Here is a 21626-nt window from a genome sequence, read left to right on the forward strand (position 1 = left end):
GGGAGGCTCGACAGGTGGCTGATCTTACGTGTAATCAGCCCAAGGAAGTTGTGGAATGGGCACTTTTCTCAGCGTATGAGAGAGTAAGTTCAACTTTCAGGGGCAGTTCTAATTACTTCTCCAAATCCGAATATCTCCAGAAAGACCGCCTGAAACTAGTGTTTTGCCATCTTTGGAGAGAGCAGATGCAAACACCTGACGCTCATGACCATGGAGAGTTGTGATCAATTGTCCAGTTTTTGCGTCCCAGATTTTGACTTGCCGATCGCGTGCTCCAGTGACGAACCGCTGACCAGTCGGGAAGGAGCTGACTGTATTCACCTTCGCTCGATGGGCTTTTATTGAGCTGACTTTTGTCGGTTCAGCCCGGTTCCATAAGTGGACAGATCCTGAATTCGTCCCGATTGCCAATGAATTTCCCGCAAGGCAATAGGATGCATCCAACGGACCTCCTGAGACTTCAAATGATTGTGTGATCGCTCCCCCCTTGAGGATGTCTCGAAGTTCGATCTGTCCATTTTCAAAAGTCACCGCGAGTTCGCTGGAGTCGGGATGGAAGCTGATTGAACTCAGTTTCTGGTAATCTGACGACCATTCAGCCTGGGGACTCGTGAGGTCGCTGAGTTTGAGAATTTGGACCTCTCCCGTGCGGTTCGCGATCGCAATCATTTGACCATCTGGAGAGAACAGGACTTCGGTCGAACTTTCAGCGCCGCTGTGAATTTTCGATTCAACCTGTTCTTTTTTTGTATTCCACAGCACCACCTCGTTCCCCATGGTTGCAATCGCCAAGAGACTCTTCGTGGGATGGGCTGAGATTGAGGTCACTTTTTTCTCATCAAATGCCTGGATCTTTCGCGATTCCAATTTGTTGAGTGAACGAAGTTCAACTCGCTCATCGCCAACGATCGCTGCGACCTCATTCCCCGCCGGCAAAACTTCCAGTTGCCGGATGTGCTTGTCTTCCCACAGAACTTCCGGGAGATTCAAACGATTGAGTCTGATGACGTTGACTGAACCATCTCCGCTGCCGGTCACGATTAACTTTCCGTTCCGAGAAACGTCTATTGTTCCAAAACTTAATGTGTGAGTTTGAAAGCGATGGGTTTCCTTCAGAGTCGCAGGATCAAGAACGATGAGATCACCGACTGCTTTGGTGACGAGCAATTGATTGGAGTCATTCGAATTCTCAATATCGCCTATGGCTCCATCGCTACTGGATGTGGACGCAATTTGCTCAGCAGTTTCAACATCCCACCAGAGGACCTGGCCAGAATAAGTTCCCGCTGCAATTTGTTTTCCATCAACGGAGTAAGTGAATTGAAGCATCAGGGGGCATGGTCCAATCATTCCAAGTTTAATCCGATTTGCTATGTCCCAGCGTGTGATGATTTCATTATTCGTGGCCACTGCAAGATGCTGGCCGTCAGGGGAGAATCGGAAGTCGACGAACTCCGATTTCCCAGTTGGGATCTGAGTCAACATCTCAAGATCCGCGGTTGACCAGATTCGCACTGCCCCGGATTTTCCGGCAGTTGCGATCTGTTTTCCGTCAGGGGAGAAACGTATGAGTTCAATTGGCGGACCATGTTTCACTTCACGGATTGGCACTTCAGTGTCTGCCGGATTCCAGAGTCTCAGCCAACCATCTGTTGATCCGGAGGCGAGGATTGAACTGGAGGGAGAGAATGAAAGAGTTGTCACTTTTCCAGCTGGGATTTGGCAAATTCGCAGAATCTCACCAGTATCGGTGCTCCAAATGTGAAACTCTCTCGGTGAGCCACAGGCTGCAAACATTTCTCCTTGCCTCGAAATTGCAACATCCGACACGGGATCAGAAATGCCTACAGATTGCACGAAAATATTGGACTTTGAATTGAAATAGTTCCATTCGAAGCCACGAAAACTTTCAAGAGCTTCTCCATCCATGAAGGGGAGGACGACCTGCTTGAGAGCATGCATGTCGCCGGAACGTAAATGCTCGGTCGCGAGATTCATTTGTGCTCGATAGAACATCCCGTTGGCAATTTCTGCACTTCGCAAAGCTTGGATCCAGAAGTAGCTGACGCCCGCTAAACCGAGAGTCAGGCTTAAAAACAGACTTGCCAGTAACGAAGCAACACCCGGTCGGCGGCGGCACCAGCGCCACGTTTTTTCAATCGAAGAGACAGGCCGGGCTTTGATGGGTTCGCCCTTTTGGAAACGTGTCAGCTCTTCTGCGACTTCAGAAGAACTTTGGTATCGCTTCTCAGGGTCTCGTTCGAGACATTTCAGGCAGATCGTCTCTAAGTCTTTGGGGACACTCGGGTCGAGCGAATTCGGAGAGGGAGCGTCTTCATAAATCTTCTGATGTAAAATCGCTCGGACGTTTCCTCGAAATGGCTGATGCAAAGTGAGCATTTCGAAAAGAATAATTCCGATCGCGTAAATGTCTGATCGATGATCGGTTTCACGAGTTTTTCCGCTCGCTTGCTCAGGAGACATATACTTCGCTGTTCCGAGCACCTGACCTTCGGATGAGATCGAAGCTTCAGCGGAGATTTTTTTCGCGAGGCCAAAGTCGGTGACGAAGGGCTGACCTTCTTTATTCAAGATGATGTTCGCCGGTTTGATATCCCGATGAACAACTCCGTTTTCATGTGCGTGCTGAAGTGCCTTGGCGATGTCGATCAGGATTTCGCAAGTTCGCTCGGTCGTTATTTTTCCAGTCGAGAGCAAATCCTGTAAGGTCATGCCGTCGATGAATTCACTTGCAATGAAAACTTGACCTTCTTCGACTCCGACTTCAAAGATCGAAACGATATTCGGATGTTTCAGCTTTGCAGCAGTTTTGGCCTCATGAAGTAGCGAACCGACGTCATTGCCCTTTGAGACGGGAACTTTCAAGGCGACTTGTCGACCCAGGTTGTCATCTTCTGCCAGCCAGACGGACCCAAACCCTCCTCGACCGACAAGTTTAAGAAGCGAAAAGTGGGCGAGTTTTTCTTGCGACATCGTTCCCGGATTTGTCGCAACGCGTGTTTCTCCGACATCGATGAGGATCTCAACTTCACCGCATCTTGGACAATGGATGCTCGAGAGGGTATCAATCACATTGGGAGTATCATCGTTCTCACCACTCTCGACGATGACCTCAACAGATTCATTACAGGACGGGCATTGGACCAACATGCACACTCTCCAGGGCTCTGATGAGATAGTTATGAAAGCAATTTGGAATGAAATAATAGTAGCAGAGTCGGACGACACCGTCGTCGTCGATGGAAATCACTACTTCCCAAGAGAGTCACTCAGCGATGAATTCATCGAGGAAAGTTCGACGACGAGTGTTTGCAGCTGGAAGGGGACTGCGAATTATTTCACGTTAAGAGTCAACGGAAAGACCAATCCGGATGCGGTTTGGTACTACGCTGAACCGAAAGAAGAGGCGCAGCAGATCGCTGGACGCGTTGCGTTCTGGAGAGGAGTCCAGATTGTAGAGTAGTAGAATGGGTTGAGTCTGGTTTCGCCCTTAAATTCAAGTCTGTGCTGAGTGAATGCTCTAAGGGCAAGGAGCGGAGCAGTTGAACTCATTATTGTCCAAATGATAGAGACGAGGGCGACGGGTCGTGCAATCGTAGATTGCATCTGCTTTAGCTGTCACGTTAAATGGACCGATGGGTATCCCGAAGATGTTCCTGCAAATACTTGGGACGACGTACGTGGCCTGAGCGCGAACCGCGAAACCTATTCCAGTTGAACCAGCTGCACTATTAAATGAAACGAGTGATTGCCCGTTGTTATTTGCCGCAGACCCTGGTGGGACGGGTTGGTCAGGAGCGAGTCCCGCAACTGACATACCGTGTCTACCGGTACTTCCATTCAGCCCTCCTGGAAAACATTCACCCCAACTCGCAAATGTCACGTTAGAGCAATTTAATGCTCCACCATTTGGGTTATCTGTTGTGTCAGTAAAGGTTCCTTGTTGAAAAGATCCATCGCTGTAGCAGATTGTAACCTCTGCATTCATGTCACCAATGTCGTCGCCGTCAAAATTTCCGACGCCAGCGTTCGTGACGGTGGCTCCAAACCGAATGTGATCGCCCGCTTCGAATGGGTCACAGCCCACCATTACATCTGGATTGCAAAAATCGATTGCCAGAATTTTACCAGATAGGTTTCCCGCTGGGACTCCTACAGCGACGCACTCGAGTCTTCCCCCCATTCCGTCATCGCCATATTGAGCTCCTGGTGTCAACAAAGAAAAGGTGATCTGGTTCGGGTCCACTCCATAAACATCACCTTGGCTACTACCTCCTCCTTGTGTCCCGGTGGTAACTGGATCGCAATCAATATTTCCAGCGCTACAACCGACTTTATTTTGGGAAATGTTGTCGGCAACAAAGCTTGATACGTCTGGGGTGTCAGAACCAAAATCAAACACTGGAACATCACCATTGTGCATTAGTGGTAAACTAATCACGACGCGTGTGACATAAAGGCCTGGCCGTGTTTGAGGAGTTGGTTGCAAAGAGATCCCCCATTGATTGTTTGGGTTACTCCCTAAATTTCCATTTGCACTTGTATCCATGACAATATTAAATGGAGGTCCACATCCCGCTGCCGAGCAAGAGTCGAAAGTAAATGCTGGGTCGTTGTCAATAATTGCACCAAACACGAACACACCAGAGCAAGCTCCGTTCTGGTTGGCACCGTTCATTGCATTGTAATTGAGTGTTCCGTCAATGGTGCTTAAATTGACTGCACTGCCGTTGACGAGCATTGAATTTGTAAATTGATTTCCGACCTGACGAGAAATTTGAGTATCACCCCCGCCAGCGTCTCCCCAGTTCTTAACAGCAGCCAATGCGCCTGACTCAAGAGCATTTTTTAACTGGATTCGTCCTAGCCACAGGTTTCCTATTTCAAGCACGAAACAGAGTAGGCAGAGAAATATCGGTATCGAGACAATTGCCCAGAAAGTAATGATTCCAGTACGCTGAGATGTCAAAGATTCGTTCTTGTTAAGCTGACGATTTGAACAAATTAGTCTGGTTGGAGCACTCATACGTTGTCCCATTGTTCATCCGATCCATCAATCGATTCAAAGCGAAGCAAAAAGTCAGTCTGAGAGTGACAAATCCGACTAGGGCAGTCGTTCGTAGGGGTAGGTTGTTGAAAGTTCTAAGTTGGTGTTCGATGTGTCGAAACCAAATGTTTTTAGTAGATTTGGTGCAACTGTTGTTGCATTCACACAAACGACAACTCGTACAGAGTTCGGCCGATTTGGGAATGCCATGTTTGGCCCCGCTGGTAACGCTGGAGTGTTTTGCTCTGGACAAGTGCCACTTGCTTCGGAGCCCCCGGTCATCCCGATGTTATGTTGTAAGCGAACCCCTTCGGTTGCATCGGGGCCGTATCCGGCGTTTTGCAGATAATCGTCAACGGGACCACGGATCGCCATGGCTGTTGCTGCTGTGGTCGAAGCGTCGAGACCAGGTGTCTCTGCAGCGAGTTTCGCTCCCAATCGGCTGGCAGCAGCGACATGCATCGAACCGGTCATGAGGAGACCCATTTCGATGACACCTGCGAGCAGAATTGCGATGACAGGAAGCCATATAATCGTTTCCAGCGTTACAATCGCTTGACGATGTCTGGATCTGTTCCCGGAGCAGGTATGTGCGTTTCTGGAGATTAACACCGTCGTTCACAAACCTTTACGTTTACAAGGTATGGACTGAGAATTGGCTAGACGCTGACAAACTCTCACCACAGTAGCTGAGCAAAAACGTACAGAGCAAGACTTATTCCAATTGAAACAGGGATCTGATTGCTTTTTCATGCCATCTTTTTCTCACCGGCTGATCTGAGATCGTCAATCATTGGAAATATCTTTGTTTCCAACCATTTGCAGAGGTTTAGGAGCCGAGTTCCTCGATTCCCGTTCGATGCAAAATGGCTTATCAATTTTCCATTCACTCGACCCCGTGAGCCTGAGCCGATACAGTTCGACCTGTTATTTCTTCTCACTTTGACACCGAAACACTGTAGAAACAGACATGCAAAACGACATCGGATTGATCGGTTTGGCCGTGATGGGCCAGAATCTTGTACTCAACATGGCCAATCACGGGTTTTCGGTCGCTGTTTACAATCGAACGACGAAAACGATGACAGATTTCGTCGGTGGCCTCAAAGATGAGCCGAAAGACAAGGTTTGGGATGGAACTATTGACCGTGTCAATGGTTATGAAGACATTAAAGACTTCGTGGCGTCGCTAAAACGACCACGACGAGTCATGATCATGGTCAAAGCGGGTGGTCCTGTCGATGGCGTCATCCAGCAACTCCAGGAGTTGCTGGAACCGGGCGATATTATCATTGACGGCGGGAACAGTGACTTCAACGACACGAATCGTCGCTCAAAAGAAATTCGCGAAGCTGGTTTCCAATTCATCGGGACAGGTGTTTCCGGTGGCGAAGAGGGGGCTCTCAAGGGACCGTCGATCATGCCTGGTGGACACGCCGACGCATGGCCTCACGTGAAGGAAATCCTGCAGTCGATCTCAGCCAAAGTCGGTCCAAACGACGATATTCCCTGCTGCGAATGGGTTGGGGAAGATGGTGCTGGGCACTACGTCAAGATGGTTCACAACGGAATTGAATACGGAGATATGCAGCTGATCTGCGAAGCGTATTTCATTCTGAAGCACGCTCTGGGGTTGACCAACGACGAGCTGTATCAGGTCTTCAAAGAATGGAACGAAGGAGAGTTGGCGAGCTATTTGATTGAGATCACTCGCGACATCTTCACAGTCAAAGATGAAGAATCTGGAAATGATCTGGTGGATCAGATCCTTGATACTGCCAAGCAAAAAGGGACCGGGAAATGGATGGGGCAACACGCTCTCGATCTTGGTGTCCCGACGACCCTCATTACTGAAGCTGTTTACGCTCGTTGCCTTTCCGGTCAAAAAGACGCCCGTGTCCGTGCATCCAAAGTGCTCAGTGGACCGGATACAAAGTTTGAAGGTGATCGCGATCAGTTTATCGAAGATGTTCGACAAGCGCTCTACGCTTCGAAACTTGTCAGCTACGCCCAGGGATATGTTCAACTGGACGCCGCTGCTGAAGAATTCGGCTGGAAGCTGAACAACGGGAATATCGCCCTGCTCTGGCGCGGTGGATGTATCATTCGGTCCGTCTTCCTGGAAGACATTAAGAAGGCCTTCGACAAGAATCCAGAACTCGAAAACCTGCTCTTGGATGACTTCTTCAAGACAGCTATCGACAAAGCTCAACCTGCCTGGCGACGTGTTGTTTCAACAGCCGTCAACCTTGGATTGCCGGTTCCTGGCTTCGGCGCGGCACTTACATATTACGATGGCTATCGCCGAGACCGACTCCCAGCGAATCTGCTTCAGGCTCAACGTGACTACTTCGGTGCTCACACCTACGAGCGTGTCGATAAAGAACGTGGTGAAACGTTCCACACCGACTGGATTCGCGAACGGAATCTAACATAGAGCATTTTCAATGCTTGCCGTGCCCGTGAAGTTCGCATTCAAGACTTCATGGGCATCTCGCCACCAGGCTGGAAGTTAAGACCAGCATTGGATGAGCCCTGGAAAAACGAAACAGCTCTCGAAGTCACACTTCGAGAGCTGTTTTTTTATGAGCGATTCAAGCAAGTCGATAGAATTTGCCGGGGCATCGAGTACGAAACTCTCCTGCTCCATTGCATTTTTTGTCTTTGGTGTACTCCTGCGCGTCACATTGATGAGAGGAGTTACGGATCACCTCAAGGCAGAATGCGAGCATCATTTTCAATAAGGCTCTATCGGCCAGCGGTGGGTTGCTGGTTATTCAATTGCTCTTGTTGTTGTGATGTCAACGGTTTGAGAGTTGTCATGCCGGGCTGAGTGGCAAACGAGTGCTTAGGTTGTGTTGTGCTGTGTTGTACTGGAATGATTTGTGAAGGAACCTCTTGCGGGGCAGGTTGGCCTGCAGCCTCGGCAACTCCGGCACTTCGTTCTGTTTGCAGTTTGGCGAGCCACTTCTGTGCCTGCTCAAGCTGAGGCTTCTTGGTGACAGCCAACAGGAAGTGTTTCTCAGCATTCTCGAGGTCACCCTCTTCGTGAAGAATCAGGCCGACGTTGTAGTGCCCTTCTGCATCCCCCACGGTTCGAATGAAGTGCGGGAGTGCGGATTCGACATCACCAGAATGGACTAACGCGACCGCCAATTGGTATCGATAGCCAATCTTGTCCGGCTCAGAGAGCATGGCTGCTGTCAAAGGCTCTAATGCTTCGTGCCAGCGTTCTTGTGATGCATAGAACTGTCCGAGGCCATGCTTGGCAGCGGTCGATTCCGGTGAAAGGCGAAGAGCACGTTTGTATTTTTGCTCAGCTTCTGCATATTGCCCAGCTACCTGGTCTAAACGGGCGAGACCGAGGATCGCGTCGATGTTGTCGGGCTCTTTTTTTGCGACAGCGGCGTAATGTTTTCGGGCTTCCCCAACCTGATTGATGTCTTCCATCCACTTGGCATAAGCAAGTTTCAGCTCTTCAGGATTTTCAGGATCGGGTGGAGTCTCAGGGATCGTTTCTTCGTACGAAACCTGTTTCATATTCGACTTCTTTTCCGATTTGGAAAAAGCAGCCGGTTTGGAAATCGTAATACATCCGGAGAAAAGTAGACCCAGCAGGCAACTACTAAGTAATACAAATTTTCCGAGGGGTGACCGTCTCAACGGGCTTCTCCTGATTCGCAAATTTCCAATCCACCATGGCATTCTTGCCAAGCTTCAGCCAGAAGTTCCTCGCTTAAATGAAACCTCTGTTCTCTAAATCGGCAGATTGATTGAACAATGTCAAGCAAATCGCGTGGATCGCTTGATTTAGGTAATCTCTGCTTGTTGTAGTGTTTGTTGAGAAGCTGGGTAACAATCCAGTCGTCATACGTGAGCCCTCTTTGTTCACAGCTCAGGCGGAAGATCTCTCGGAACTGCTTTTCAGTAGGAGCCTTGATCGGAATTTTGTGACGTATTCTGCGTAAAAATGCTTCGTCGACGAGATCTTTCGGTGAAAGATTGGTTGAGAAGATCATCAACTGTTCGAACGGAACCGAAAACTTTTTCCCGGTTTCGAGTGTTAAGAAATCAGACTGCTCTTCAAGTGGCAGAATCCACCGATTGAGTAACTCCGAGGGCTCAACAAGTTGACGACCGAAATCGTCGAGCAGAAAGACTCCACCATTGGATTTCAGATGTAGCGGAGCTGTGTAGTATCCACTATGAGTATGATACTTCAGATCGAGCATGTCTAAACTGAGCTCGCCTCCAGCGATGACGACTGGACGTTTGATTTTCCTCCAGCGCTGATCGAATTCTGGTTCCGAAGCGAAGTGAGACTCGAGCCCAGTACTTTCTGGTTTGGTTGTCTCCGGGGTAGTCACAGTCTGGTGTAAACTCGGATCGAAGACCGTTATCAAGTGGCGATCCACTGAGACTGCGTAGGGGACATAAATTTCACCCCCACATTCATTCATCAACGCCCCTATTGCCTTTGCCAGAACGGTTTTTCCGTTTCCTGGAGTTCCAAAAAGGAAGATCGATTGCCCGCTGAGAATCGCGGGACCCAAGCGTGCAATGAGAGCATCGTCGACGACTAACTTCCGAAAGGCGTTACGAATTTCATCAGCAGTGAGAGGGACACTTCGTGTCGATTGTTCACGACACTGTTGAGTGTAATCGCTTAATGAAACCGGTGCGGGGCCAACGTACCGACACTCTTCGAATGCTTCCCGGGCCCGCTTGCGGCCCTGCTCCGTTAGCAGAAATCGGTAACTCAATCGGCCGGCCAATTCGCCCGAACTGACTTCGAGTGATCGTTCAGCTTTCAAAAACGCTAAACCGTCATCAACAACCCCAAACGGCAGACGCAATTGTTTTGCGAATTCGAAACCGTTCATAGAGCCGTTGAGATAGGCCAGTTTCAGGATCAATCCTGAAAGTTGATGCAGATTCAATCCTGACTCTTCAAGCGATTCCGGGACACGCGGCGGTCTCGGTTGCTGAGGCATTTCGTCAGCTGACAGAGTCGTTGAAGTCGCTTTCTTTCCCGATGTCACTTGTTCATCGACCGACTGACATATTTGCTGGACTTGTTGAATGATGCGTTCGTACAGTTCATCCGGAACATCAACCGCATCACCTGAGTAAATTTCTTCAGGCGCAGGTGGATTCAGGGAAGGTTCCTCAGCAGGATGTTGGTCTGAGAAAGAAGACATGTTGAGCAAGTCCGCGATAAGAGATCAGTTCGTCCAACAGCTTGGGGTCGCAAACTGTCGTTCATTGAGACAGAACAGGTCTTGAATGCGAAAGAAGTTCTGACCGGGAAAATCCGGGCCAGAACTTCGTGAAAATCAAACGAACAGCCGTTAGCCGCCGCCACCTTCCGCAGATCCGGCACCGGAGTACTGAATCACAGGAGGCAATGCTCCTTCGTTAGCACTTTGCAAGATGCGCTGAACTTCCACTGCGGGACGACCCAGTGGATCGGTAACACGCGGAAGAACTGGGATCGACTGTTGGTTGGCAGCTGAAGCGATCGCTTTCTCAACGCTTAAAATGCGAGCATTGTTCGCATCATCCGTTGAGGCGACGGAAACATGAGCTTGACGGTGCTGTTCTGGCACATGAGACATCAACCATGACAAGTGCTTGATTCCAGCACTGTTGAGTTGGTTAGTCTCTTCATCAAAGTGATATTCGTAGAACGTCGTTGCCGTGACCCAGCCGTTATGAAGCTGGATATCACGAAACGCCATGACTGATGCCCGGTCCTGGCACTGATACGGGTGTGGCCAGTAATGAGCTGTGTGATATCGGTGAACAAGTGTCTGGCTTGGGCCGACCGGACGCGCACGAACCGGCCACAACTTTCCATATCGATATTTCTGACGCGCTCCCGGAGGATCACCAGCACGAGCTTCATAGTACTCAGGTGTCCCTCGACGAAGTCCGTCTTCACTAAAGAACGGCCATCCAGCCGATGCGTTGCTTGATGCACAAAGCATCGTCAAAAGACAAGCGATCCAAGATAGGCGAATCATCCTGCCATCCCCCCAGTTGCAGTTTCAATCCGTAAACAGTACCGCCACGCGCTGATTGACCATGTTGACGACGCCAGGAACAAACAGAAATGTCTGCCAGCGAATGTCGTGAAAGGAGTCGAATCAAGTGGAGTACCACGAGAAAGATGGCATGCCGCCATCCACATTCTTTATCGGTCGCAAATCACGCCGGTCGTGATGACAATTCTGATTTGACTGGATGAATCGATAGAATCGACAAGCAGGAGTTGCCTGATTTGAGTTGCTGACGACGAATTGGTGAGCTTCCGGTTGACTCTGCATTTTCAAGAAAAATTACAAAATTCATTCAAGTCGCGTGAGCTTCTGCTCCAGGTGACGCCACCCAAATAACTGGGGCTTTGAGCTGCACGCTTCAATGGTGCCCCCGGTTGGCGATGTTGAATTAGGAAAGTTCACCAGAAATTTTCGAATCGGGAAGAATCATGCAGAAGCTGAAATGCACGGTGCTCGGAACTTGTTTGGTCATTGGATTATTGTGCCTGACTGCCAATGTCGCGGTCGCAAACGATTTACAATCGAAAATTGATACCTCTGCGGACAATGACGTGCTTACGATCACTGAGCGACAACTCGACTCACCGCTGACCATTCAAAAACCGCTCACACTGAAAGCTGAGTCTGGCAAGGAAGTTCTCCTCAACGTGACTGCCGATCGCCCTGCCCTGCGTATTTCCGGGAAAGGTCCCGTCGTGATTGATGGAATCACCATCAAATGGCAACTTGCAACCAGCCAGGGGCGAGGCATGGAGCCAGCTGCTGTGTGGATTCAAGATTGTCAGGTGATTTTCAAAAACTGCAAAGTGATCGCCAGCGGGAATGAAAAGCGTTGCCCCACCGCTCTGCTCGGGACCGGCTTCTCGAACGTGAAGGTCGAAGATTGCCGCTTCGAAGGATTTGAATTTACTGTCAATTGTGTGGGCGGAGCTGAAATGACCATCGCTGATTGCCAAATTCTGAATCCCGGTCATTGTGGTGCGTCAGTTTTTTCAGGATCGACACTCGAAGTTGCACGCACTTTGATCACTGGATCGAAATTCCACGGGTTGCGCAGTTCCGGTGGGAAAATAGATTTTCACGATAACTTAATTCTGAAGAACAAAAATCGCGGAGTGTATCTTGGCAACAAAGCTGCACGAGGTCGCGTTCATAATAATGTCATATCTGGAAACGGAACCGGCATCAGTGCGTTTGGCGGGTCTGAAGTCGTGATCGAAAACAACATCTTCTCCGGCAACGAATATTCCGGGGTCGATTCACGCTCCTCATGTCCTCTCAATGTGAAAAATAACATCTTCGTCGGCAACGTTCACGGTTTCGTTCTCTTCAAAGATGAAGGTCGAAACACATTGAAGCTGGGGGCGAACTGCTTCTGGGACAACGAGACCGACCTCAAAGACATCGTTGCACCAGAATCAACTCTGCGACTAAACCCAGAAATTCACAACCCCGAAGCAGGCGACTTCTCGGTCACTAGCGATCAAGCCAAAGCGATGGGGCTCAAGGACTCAGCGACAATCTCCAAAGTGTGGAAGAAACATTCGATAGGTGATTTGTAAGCGGCATCAACCAGAGCATTTTCCATGCTTGTCGTCTGCGTGAAATTCATTTTCATGACTTCATAGCCTGCTCGCCACGAGATGCAGGAAACCAGAAAGAGTTCTTCTGAGGGAGATTCTCTCTGAGACATTCTCGTCAGCGCGAACAAATTCGTTATTCTTTTGTCAATCAACAGAGGTTGATGAGGGAGGCTGATAAGAATTGTGTGATGACGATGGGATGAGCGCGGAATGTCTGTGGCGAATGTAATTCAGCAGCTTTTTGAAGATGGTCGGTTGGTTCTGCAAACGGATCAGCGTCCAACGCTGGTCGACATCCGCCGAGGTGTTGAAGTTGTCGTCGAATTCGAGCCAGACTTTCGGCAAACGCTGGCCCATACTCCGCCCGATGTTGCTCAAGATGCTGTGTCGTGGAGTGTCGAACAGTTTTATCTGATCGCACAACGGATTGCGTATCAGCATCTTGACCAGAGTAAAGTTGAGTTCCATTTTGATGCACCTCCTGCTCCAACTGCCGGCGCTCTTTATTCCGTTGATCTCGTGTTTCGGTTTCTTCCGGATCTGCTGCGTCTCTCGCGTTCCGCAGAAGTTAACGCTCCGCTGACTGAGAGGCTTACGAATCTTGCAACGAATTGGCCGTTGTCGTCCGTCGGGATTGCACTCTCTACGGAACCAGAGATACAAGCAATTCTTGATTGCCGAAGCTTGCGGATTTTGTACGTGGACCGGATCATTGCGGCTGGTGATATCGCCCGGCTATCACATCCTGAAATTCGAAACGATGTGCGAGCCGCAATTGGAGCGAATCCACAGCTTTCCCCAAAGCTCTCCGAGTGTTTGCTTACAACCTTCCAAAACGAAACTGACAAAACGTGAGTGATATGAATTCTGGGCAGCAGGCCATTGAGAAAGCACAGTTGCTCACTGACAATGTGCTGACGCCGATGAAGCGGGCGTTTGTTGGCAAGGATGAAATCATCGATTTATTGGCGGTTTCACTGGTGGGGCGTGAGAATCTGTTTCTCATGGGGCCACCTGGGACTGCGAAGAGTGCGTTGGTGAATGCGCTCGCTGCCCGTATTCAGGGAAAGTCGTTTGACTATTTGCTCACTCGATTCACCGAACCGAACGAGCTTTTCGGGCCGTTCGATATCCGTAAACTCCGCGACGGAGAACTGATCACCAATAAAGAGGGGATGCTCCCCGAAGCGGACCTGATCTTTCTGGATGAATTGTTGAATGCAAATAGTGCTGTACTGAATAGTTTATTGATGGCCCTGAACGAACGCATTTTTCGCCGCGGACGTGAAACGATTCATATGCCGATGCTGATGGTCGTTGGAGCGAGTAATCAACTCCCGGAAGATGAAGCGCTTCGAGCATTGTTTGATCGGTTCCTGTTGCGAGTCGTGTGCGACAACGTCCCGCAAGAGCAACTGCAAGACGTCATCGCGGCTGGGTGGGCGCTCGAACAACAGCGAGCGGACAGTAATGGACTTGCAAATAGTGATCATGCCAACGAGACCGTGAGCGTCGACGATATTCGGTTGATTCAGGCCGCTGTCAATCAGGTGGATGTCTCGACAGTTCGGCAGTCGTACGTGGAATTGATTCAGCGTTTGCGACACGCCGGCGTGACAGTCTCGGATCGGCGAGCTGTGAAGTTTCAACGATTACTCGCAGCGAGTGCTTTATTGTGCGGGCGAATGGTTGCGAACCCGTCAGACTTGTGGATCCTCCGCTACACCTGGGAAACAGAAGAACAGCAGGAAGTTCTGACGACACTGGTCAGCGAGGCGATCAACCGCGCCGCCGGTGAGGTCAGCGATTCACCTCATCCAAGGTCAAAGTCGAGCCAAGCTCCGGACGCCGAAGCGTTGGCATTCGATCTCGACCGGATCGAACGACGGCTCGAACAGGAATTAGGAGCAGCGGATCGATCCTATGTGCAAGATCAATTGGCAGTACTGTCCAGTCGTTGTGAGTGGATAGATAGCGAGCAGACGAAGACGTTTTTGAAAGACCGTTTAAAAACAATTTGGGATCGACTTGCTTAGTGCGGCTTTCTCTCCACGAGGCAGAACCCGAACACCAATTCGAGACATGACCTCCTCGGACACTTCAAGTGGCTGACGAGGTTTGATGACAGATATCGATTCACTTCAATCGACAAGAAGCTATGAAACCAGTGTGGGCTGCCCGAATCTCGAAAAACTGCGAAGCGGCACTCGGGCGGTTACGTCTCATTCCAGGCATTGAAATTTTAGAAACCGAAACAAGCTGGTGGTTGCGCGGTTCCACGCTCTCCGGTGAATTGCAACTCAAATTACGCACACTGCCAGATGGTGAATTATTTCGAGTTTTAGAAGACGGTCAGCTTGTTCCGATCGATTTGCGAGTCCCGCACGGTGTGTTGCCCGCTGGGGTTTGGAGCCCGATCCGAGTGGCGATCTCCCCTTCTTTGCCTGTCACTCTCTTTGCTGAAAAGGTTGCTGAACAAGCTCAATTGAAACTTGTTGTTTCTCACGATGAACAAGCTGCGAATGTTTTACTGGTTCCATTTCACACGTTGTATCAGTGGGGGCAGACCGCTCCGTTGATTCGCTTAACCCCTTTACGGTTTGCGACTCGATTGGATGGAACCACCATTGTATGTGGGACTCCACTTCCGTCGATTCGCGGGGAGTTTTTCGTCGAGCGGGACGGAATTGCGATCGCCGCCGGTCGGGCCTGTTCCCCTGCTCTCTCAACAACGATGCTCGCCGAAAGATGGGGATTGGAGGAGGGGGACCTCTGCTTGTGGAGCGACGAAGGCCAACAACTGATCTCATCGGATCAGTTTGTCGCCTGCGGACGTTCTGCTTTGCAGTCGACGTTTGACGCGTTGGGGGGAAGTGTTGATGTCTCAAATTGAATTGGCGCAACAATACCTGACGTCAGCGGATTCGTCATTCTGGAGATGGTCGAAGTCGGGGAAAGAAATTGAATGGATCGACGGTTCGACAATCGCCTTTCGTGAAGAGGTGCTCGCCTGTTTGAGGCGATTGCAAGCCGATGGCTTCGCCCCGTTTGACATGATCGTATTGATGCTGGCGGTCCTGCGCAGTTCGTGGGGGCCTGATACTTCACAGATCCAATTGCTGACCAATGCGATGGGAGCGGGGTCGAAAATGAGATCGGCCCAATGGTCTGAAACGCTGACGGCGCTGGAGCGAATTTCAAACTTACCACCCGAATTGAAATCATCAACGGAAGCCAAATCGGAACTGATCGCTCTGGTTTTGGAGAAGCACAAGCTTCGCGCGACTCCGGAACTCTCAGATGCCGTGATTGATGAGGTCGTCCAGGGATTTCCTTATGAACTGAACCACAACTTTGAATACATCAAGTCGACAGGTGACTGGATTCGCGAATTACGTGGCCTGTGCGATGGGATCGTGTGGGTCACTGAGGAGACGCTTCGTTTTCGCATTGAGACAAGTCTCGCTCAAGCCCCCCTGCCTGTTCCAGAAATTGAAGAACTTGAAACGCTGCCGAAATTCAGTTTCAGGACGTTCTTAGAGCAACTGGAAAATGATGAAGAACTGGCTGGACTGGCGAAGCTCACACGTCAGTTGATGGCAGTGGTGCATCTGCCGAAGCAGGTTCAGGACGAAGATGACTTACCGCTTGGCGGGGTCTCGGATATTTCGAATCGTGGGCCGCTTGATCGGTTGCTCATCAGCGAACTAGCCAATGATGACGACATTTTGATGACGCGTGTCGCATTGAAGGAAGCGTTATTTTTAAGGCGGGAAGCAGCCGTTTCCAATCCTCCGCAACGACGTATGATTTTTCTTGATGTCGGGTTGAGAATGTGGGGTGTGCCGCGTCTCTTCTCAACGAGTGTCGCACTCTCGCTGGCAGCCATTATCGACAATGATTGTCAGATGTTTCGCGCGCGAGGAGCGGATGTGACGTCTGTTGATTTCACAACACGTGATGGATTGATGAAACATCTCTCTGATCTCGAATTAGATGTCCATCCGGGGGACTCACTTCCCTTGTTTCGTAGGGAAATCGACTCTTCACAAGACGAAGTCGTTTACGTTCTCGGAGAAGATGTCTTCGCTGACGAAGAATTTCGCAGCAAGTTACGGGAAAACTGTCCCGAGTCTTATTACGTCGCAACGGTCAATCGTCGTGGTCGGTTTCGGATGTTTTCGTACAGCCCGCGTGGAGAACGGCTTGTCCGTGAAGCATTACTGGACTTAGATATTCTCTTCCCGAAAGAGTCGAAACAAGTTGAGAATTCGCTGATCGATGAAAGTCTGGCTCACGATTTGCCAGCGTTGATGCGGCTCAAGAAAAATCCACTCAGGTTGTCACACAGCGTTGACCCAAAGCGGATTGTTGAAATCACTTCCCCTGCAACGGGCGAACCATCAGTTGTGTTGGCGATAACTCATGATCGCCGTCTCATGTGGTGGGATGTGAGAAATCGAGGAGCCAGACAACTCTTGGCAGAGGTTCCGCCGGGGGAATTCCTATGCGTCAAGATTGACTCTGAAATTGTTTACGCCGTGATTGGTCACAAAGACAATCACAACCGCTGCCTGATCTGGTTTGAGACCAGAACTTTAGAATGCCAGAGATTTCCTCTTGATTGTCCACGAAACGGATTACTTGATGTTGCGATTCATGCTGGCATGGTGATGCTGATTTTTCCCGACGTCGTCCATTTCTTTCACGGAACTGATGGCGCAAAACGCAAGACGTTTCCGGTTCATGATATGACCTGGATTAGCTCGCGGTTTTTTCTTGTACGCAATAGCTTTATTGGCGCCCTCAGTTACGACGGCATCTCTCCGCGTATTGAGAATTTATTTGATATCGAAGACAAAAGAATTCCGCAGAGAATCTTTGATTCAGAAGCTGCGAATGGGCCGGTGTTTCTTTTTGACGATGGAGACTATTTCATTCCTCCGGACAAGTTTGAAAAGGGACGACAATCTTTGACGTATCCTCCTACGGTCAGCGAGGTCTCGCTCGATGGCAGTCAGTTCGTGCTAAGTAATCCAGCAGATCCTTATCAGTGTGAAGTTGTTTCAATTGCTGGCAATCACGTCGACACTGTTCGTGCGGTTCCTGGTCAGTATTTTGTGCGATACGCACTACAATCGTTGCAACAGCGTTCACTCCGTGTGAAACTCTCTAACGTTGGAGTTAGTAGCGGGGAGATCATCTTCCGGAATGCCAAAGGATTCCCCTACAGGATCGGACTCAGTTCTAAAAAAGAGCGAATGGAGCTTCAACCCGCAAAGGAACTCCTTCCGATGCTCAATCAGAATTTTGAACCGTTCAAAGGAAGTTTTGAGGGGCGGTTTCAGCTCAAGCAGGCGACATGGAATGACGGGAGCCTCGCCATCCTTGATTCTCGCGGCATGTTGCACCTGCGAAGTAGTGATAACTCCATCCCGGAGCTTTCACTCGTGCTGTATGATCCTCACGTCTCCGGCTGGTGTGCGGATGGAACCTGTTTCGGTGATGATTACTTTCACATCGACGGATGTGAAAAAGTCCCTGCAGAAACGATCTACGAGAATGTCCTCAAACCGTTTGTCTGGACGTTACGATGAACTCATTTGAACTCCAGCTTCGATATTGCGAGTCAGCCCAACGCCCCGCGAGTGCTGTGATTCTCGAAGGTTCCAATCCGTCGAATTGGCTGAATGAAATCTGTGCCTGGGAACTCTCGTTGAACGAAATCGATCTCTTTCCGCTTCCGCACTCAGGAACGGATCTGAGGGTGCGGGATGTCCTGGTCTCCCTTCCCAAGAATGCCGAAGCTCATCGAATTCCCAGTTTGGCTGCGGGCTATGGGTGGTTCGGGAAACGATTACTCATTCCATGTGAAGCGACGTTGTTTCCACTGGTAACCGAGCGAGAGGTTGATGAACTTCTTTCCGTTTCAGAACGAATTTCTGTTTGGCATCCACAGCGGGGACTCATTGGTTTTGAGGCAGCCGACCTTCTGACACTTGCCGACCTTGTAGCATCTTCGCAACTTGCCCGGACCGATTGGTCGGCTGCGAAATCCGGAACTGGAATCAATTCTCGGTTACATAGCATCGAGGCGGTTTGGCCTGAGAGTCCAGAAGAAATTATCAAGCAAGCTGGTCAGGGAATTGGTTCGAAAGGAAAGGATCTCTCGAAGCTGAATCCCAAAGGGATTGCGGGGAAAGCAGTTGGGGTAGCTGGTCTGATGGGTGGGCTCGCACTCACGCCGGCAGCGTTGGCAGCGAAGATGATCCAATCAGTCGCACCCAAATCGAGACAGCGAGCAGGAGGAACACAAGCACCGGGGCAGTTGGAAAGTTGGGCCAGCGATATCCTGCGTAACAGTGCAAAACTGTTCGATAAGCGACTACGCGAAATCGACAAGTTGATGAAAATGCTTAAGGAGTCTCCAGACGAGGGGCTCAAGTACGCGATCCCTATGGGAGGTGAAGGGACCGGTGTGGCGGGAATTGCTGGGGCTTCTTTGATGAGCCGACTTGTTGATTTCAACTTGATGAACATTCTCGGAAGTGGTGGCGGGCCGACCGATTACTGGGCCATGCCTTACGAGGTCCAGCAGGAACTTTTTCATCGGTATCGTGAATTGGCTGAACGTGAAGTTCATTTGGGGCGACATCGCAGAGCCGCTTACATCTACGCTGAATTGCTCGGTGATTTTAATGGAGCGGCCTCCGTGTTGGTTGCTGGCAAGCACTATCGCGAAGCAGCAGTCATTTATCGAGACAAACTCTACCGGCCTAAAGAAGCTGCCGAATGTCTGGAGAATGGAGGACTTTTCACTGATGCGATCAAGATCTATCGCGATCTGTCGATGTTCGAAAAAGTGGGAGACCTCTATCGCAAGTTGCATGACGAAGAGTTGGCAGTGGCGGCCTATCGTCGAACCGCTCAGTCCGCTTCCGAATCAGGGAATTATTTAGAGGCAGCCAGAATCCTGGATGAGAAAATAGAGAGTCCAGACGCAGCACTCGGTGAACTTAAAATGGGATGGAAAAGTTCTTCGCGGGTCAAAGAGTGTCTGGAGAAGACGTTCGAGATTCAGGCTCGGCTTGGTCGACACGCCGAGACAAGTTCGTTGATCGGGGAACTGCGCGATCAACGTTTTTCCCAGGGGCGAGCTGTTGCCATCGTGTCGGCATTGGGAACAGTCGTTCGCAATTCTCCCGATGCAAAATTACAGGTCCAGGCAGCCGATGCCTCGCGGGTACTCGTTTCACGTACGATTCAGTCAGAACCTCAATCAGCTCGACAGCTACTCGGCCTGCTGGAAAAACTAGCGCCTGAAGACCGTCTCCTCAAACGGGACACGGCACGATACTTGAAACAGAATCGTCCTCAATACTTGCGACGTGGCTCGCGAAAGACTCGTAAAAAAGCTTGGACAGCAACTGAAACAAGTTCGCAAAAAATCAATGCTCCTGTTCGGGAGTGGGAAAAGTTCGCACAGTCGGGACAAACTCTGATAGCACTCGGTGAAGGGTATCAGTTTGAACCAGTGATCGTCGTCGGGACGCTGATTTCAAATGGATCGTTAATTGAATATACGGTGAACGGATGGGGGGATGAGGTCTCCTTTCGTACAGATACTTTGGATCGAGTGGGCCGGGGAGATCACGAACATTTTTCTCAAATTGCGGTCATGCCACAGCAAAATACTATCCACGTCATCCATGCTGACTACGAGTTGGGATCAACTGGGGTCTACGTCCCGGGAAGCACTGAAAAAATGACCGCCGGGACGCCAGCCTGGTTGACCGATGAAACGGTCAATATCGCGGGAAGCTCAGGGGTGCTCTGGGCGGTCGAAGTCCCGTCACTGGCACTCAAAGGATTTAACAGTACTGGCCTTCCTGTCACGAATCATCAACTTGAACCTCCGCATGACTGGCGTTTCGATCCGGCGGTTGGAATTCCGATGCTGGCAAAGGAAAACAGTGTTTATGTCGCTTTGGGATCATCGTTATTGCAAATGACACAAAGTGGACGAACACGAACGATCGAATTTGACCAACCGATTCTGCGGCTTGTCGGAAGTCTCTCCCAGACACTTTCGCGAGTCGGAGTTCTTTTTGAAAATGGAGGAGCTGTCTGCTGGCCAAGTTCCATTAACGAGCCACATGTTGAACCGCTCCCGAAGAATCTGTCTCAGCCGGATGGCATTTTTCTTCGAAACGGAAAGCTGATCATCTTTGCCAGTGGGGAGTGGCATGTGTACTCGATGAAATCGCGTGAGTTGGAGTTCCTGGGATACATTTACGGCATCACTCACAAGCCTGCCCAGATACTGCGACATCCTGATCCGGACAAAATCATTGTCTGTACAACCGCAGGCGAACTCGTGCAATATACGCTCCAAGAATCCTGAGCATATTGATCGTTTCTCTGCACTGTCACCATTCAAAACTTTCTTGAAGATTGTTTCGATCTGGCTGAAAGGTTTGCCTCATTCTTCCGTAGATAAGGTGGAAGAACTCACCGGCGAGTCAAAAGCTAATACGAGACACCAGCAGCAGGTTTTACTCAGGACGAGTTCAGAGACAAGGAGGTCTCCCTGCTGCCTGGTCTCATTTTGATAGAAAGAGAGAGAATAGAATGGTTCGTGAAGTGCAGATGAGTTGGGACAGCGATTGCCCGAGACCGAATGAATTGGCACGATCAAGCTGGGATCTGGACGACATCACGTTTTTCGAATCAGATGGGTTCGATCCTTTTGCTAAAGAGAACCGTAAAAAGGCGAGAAAATGTCAACCCGGCAAGAGCACCAGATGCGACAGCTCCGGGAACGACTAAGAAAACGAATGAAAAATACGTCTCTTTTCTCGGCAAAACGCGCACTTCATTTCCAAAAACGTTTTCGAACTCAAACTCGTTGTT

At 50.0% G+C, this 21626-nt stretch carries 14 protein-coding genes and 1 pseudogene; 8 read left to right on the forward strand and 7 right to left on the reverse strand.

The window, feature by feature from the left end; translation table 11 throughout:
• Positions 1 to 108 precede the first annotated feature (108 nt).
• A complete protein-coding gene (locus tag ACN0YR_RS10915) occupies positions 109 to 3171 on the reverse strand; it encodes a protein kinase domain-containing protein (protein ID WP_417849250.1) in 3063 nt (1020 codons plus the stop codon).
• 31 nt (positions 3172 to 3202) lie between these two features.
• Between ACN0YR_RS10915 and ACN0YR_RS10920 the strand changes: the two genes are divergently transcribed.
• A complete protein-coding gene (locus ACN0YR_RS10920) occupies positions 3203 to 3484 on the forward strand; it encodes a DUF427 domain-containing protein (protein WP_417849251.1) in 282 nt (93 codons plus the stop codon).
• Between the two features lie 57 nt (positions 3485 to 3541).
• Here ACN0YR_RS10920 and ACN0YR_RS10925 read toward each other — a convergent pair whose 3' ends face one another.
• The 3 genes and pseudogenes from ACN0YR_RS10925 to ACN0YR_RS10935 all read right to left on the reverse strand — a co-directional run bounded on the left by ACN0YR_RS10925 (position 3542) and on the right by ACN0YR_RS10935 (position 5680).
• Positions 3542 to 4846 carry a hypothetical protein gene (locus tag ACN0YR_RS10925; protein ID WP_417849345.1) on the reverse strand — a complete coding sequence of 435 codons (1305 nt, stop codon included), beginning with the start codon at positions 4844 to 4846 and terminating at the stop codon, positions 3542 to 3544.
• Positions 4847 to 5059, reverse strand: a pseudogene (locus tag ACN0YR_RS10930) (hypothetical protein); the annotation flags it as partial.
• Positions 5060 to 5125: 66 nt separating this feature from the next.
• Positions 5126 to 5680, reverse strand: a complete 555-nt coding sequence (locus ACN0YR_RS10935; RefSeq protein ID WP_417849252.1) for a TadE/TadG family type IV pilus assembly protein — start codon at positions 5678 to 5680, stop codon at positions 5126 to 5128.
• A 358-nt stretch (positions 5681 to 6038) separates the two neighbouring features.
• On the opposite strand from ACN0YR_RS10935, the gene gnd reads away from it, so the two are divergent.
• On the forward strand, positions 6039 to 7505 hold the full coding sequence (gnd, locus tag ACN0YR_RS10940; protein ID WP_417849253.1) for a decarboxylating NADP(+)-dependent phosphogluconate dehydrogenase: 1467 nt from the start codon (positions 6039 to 6041) through the stop codon (positions 7503 to 7505).
• Between the two features lie 311 nt (positions 7506 to 7816).
• On the opposite strand, the gene ACN0YR_RS10945 is transcribed toward gnd, so the two are convergent.
• From ACN0YR_RS10945 to ACN0YR_RS10955, 3 genes are all read right to left on the reverse strand, one after another.
• On the reverse strand, positions 7817 to 8731 hold the full coding sequence (locus tag ACN0YR_RS10945; protein ID WP_417849254.1) for a tetratricopeptide repeat protein: 915 nt from the start codon (positions 8729 to 8731) through the stop codon (positions 7817 to 7819).
• Entirely contained in the window at positions 8728 to 10269 is a 1542-nt protein-coding gene (locus ACN0YR_RS10950; RefSeq protein WP_417849255.1) for an ATPase, read from the reverse strand. The genes ACN0YR_RS10945 and ACN0YR_RS10950 overlap by 4 nt, the downstream gene beginning before the upstream one ends.
• Before the next feature lie 150 nt (positions 10270 to 10419).
• Entirely contained in the window at positions 10420 to 11094 is a 675-nt protein-coding gene (locus ACN0YR_RS10955; RefSeq protein ID WP_417849256.1) for a hypothetical protein, read from the reverse strand.
• A gap of 464 nt (positions 11095 to 11558) precedes the next feature.
• Here ACN0YR_RS10955 and ACN0YR_RS10960 point away from each other — a divergent pair, with 464 nt between their 5' ends.
• The 6 genes from ACN0YR_RS10960 to ACN0YR_RS10985 all read left to right on the forward strand — a co-directional run bounded on the left by ACN0YR_RS10960 (position 11559) and on the right by ACN0YR_RS10985 (position 21117).
• Positions 11559 to 12692 carry a right-handed parallel beta-helix repeat-containing protein gene (locus ACN0YR_RS10960; RefSeq protein ID WP_417849257.1) on the forward strand — a complete coding sequence of 378 codons (1134 nt, stop codon included), beginning with the start codon at positions 11559 to 11561 and terminating at the stop codon, positions 12690 to 12692.
• A gap of 231 nt (positions 12693 to 12923) precedes the next feature.
• A complete protein-coding gene (locus ACN0YR_RS10965; protein ID WP_417849258.1) occupies positions 12924 to 13568 on the forward strand; it encodes a hypothetical protein in 645 nt (214 codons plus the stop codon).
• Positions 13569 to 13573: 5 nt separating this feature from the next.
• Entirely contained in the window at positions 13574 to 14749 is a 1176-nt protein-coding gene (locus tag ACN0YR_RS10970) for an AAA family ATPase (RefSeq protein ID WP_417849259.1), read from the forward strand.
• 122 nt (positions 14750 to 14871) lie between these two features.
• Positions 14872 to 15606, forward strand: a complete 735-nt coding sequence (locus ACN0YR_RS10975) for a hypothetical protein (RefSeq protein ID WP_417849260.1) — start codon at positions 14872 to 14874, stop codon at positions 15604 to 15606.
• A complete protein-coding gene (locus ACN0YR_RS10980; RefSeq protein ID WP_417849261.1) occupies positions 15593 to 18310 on the forward strand; it encodes a hypothetical protein in 2718 nt (905 codons plus the stop codon). Before ACN0YR_RS10975 ends, ACN0YR_RS10980 begins: the two co-directional genes overlap by 14 nt.
• On the forward strand, positions 18307 to 21117 hold the full coding sequence (locus ACN0YR_RS10985; RefSeq protein WP_417849262.1) for a hypothetical protein: 2811 nt from the start codon (positions 18307 to 18309) through the stop codon (positions 21115 to 21117). The genes ACN0YR_RS10980 and ACN0YR_RS10985 overlap by 4 nt, the downstream gene beginning before the upstream one ends.
• The last annotated feature ends 509 nt before the right edge of the window (positions 21118 to 21626 follow it).

This window comes from Thalassoglobus sp. (genome assembly GCF_048270125.1).
Taxonomy (GTDB): domain Bacteria; phylum Planctomycetota; class Planctomycetia; order Planctomycetales; family Planctomycetaceae; genus Thalassoglobus.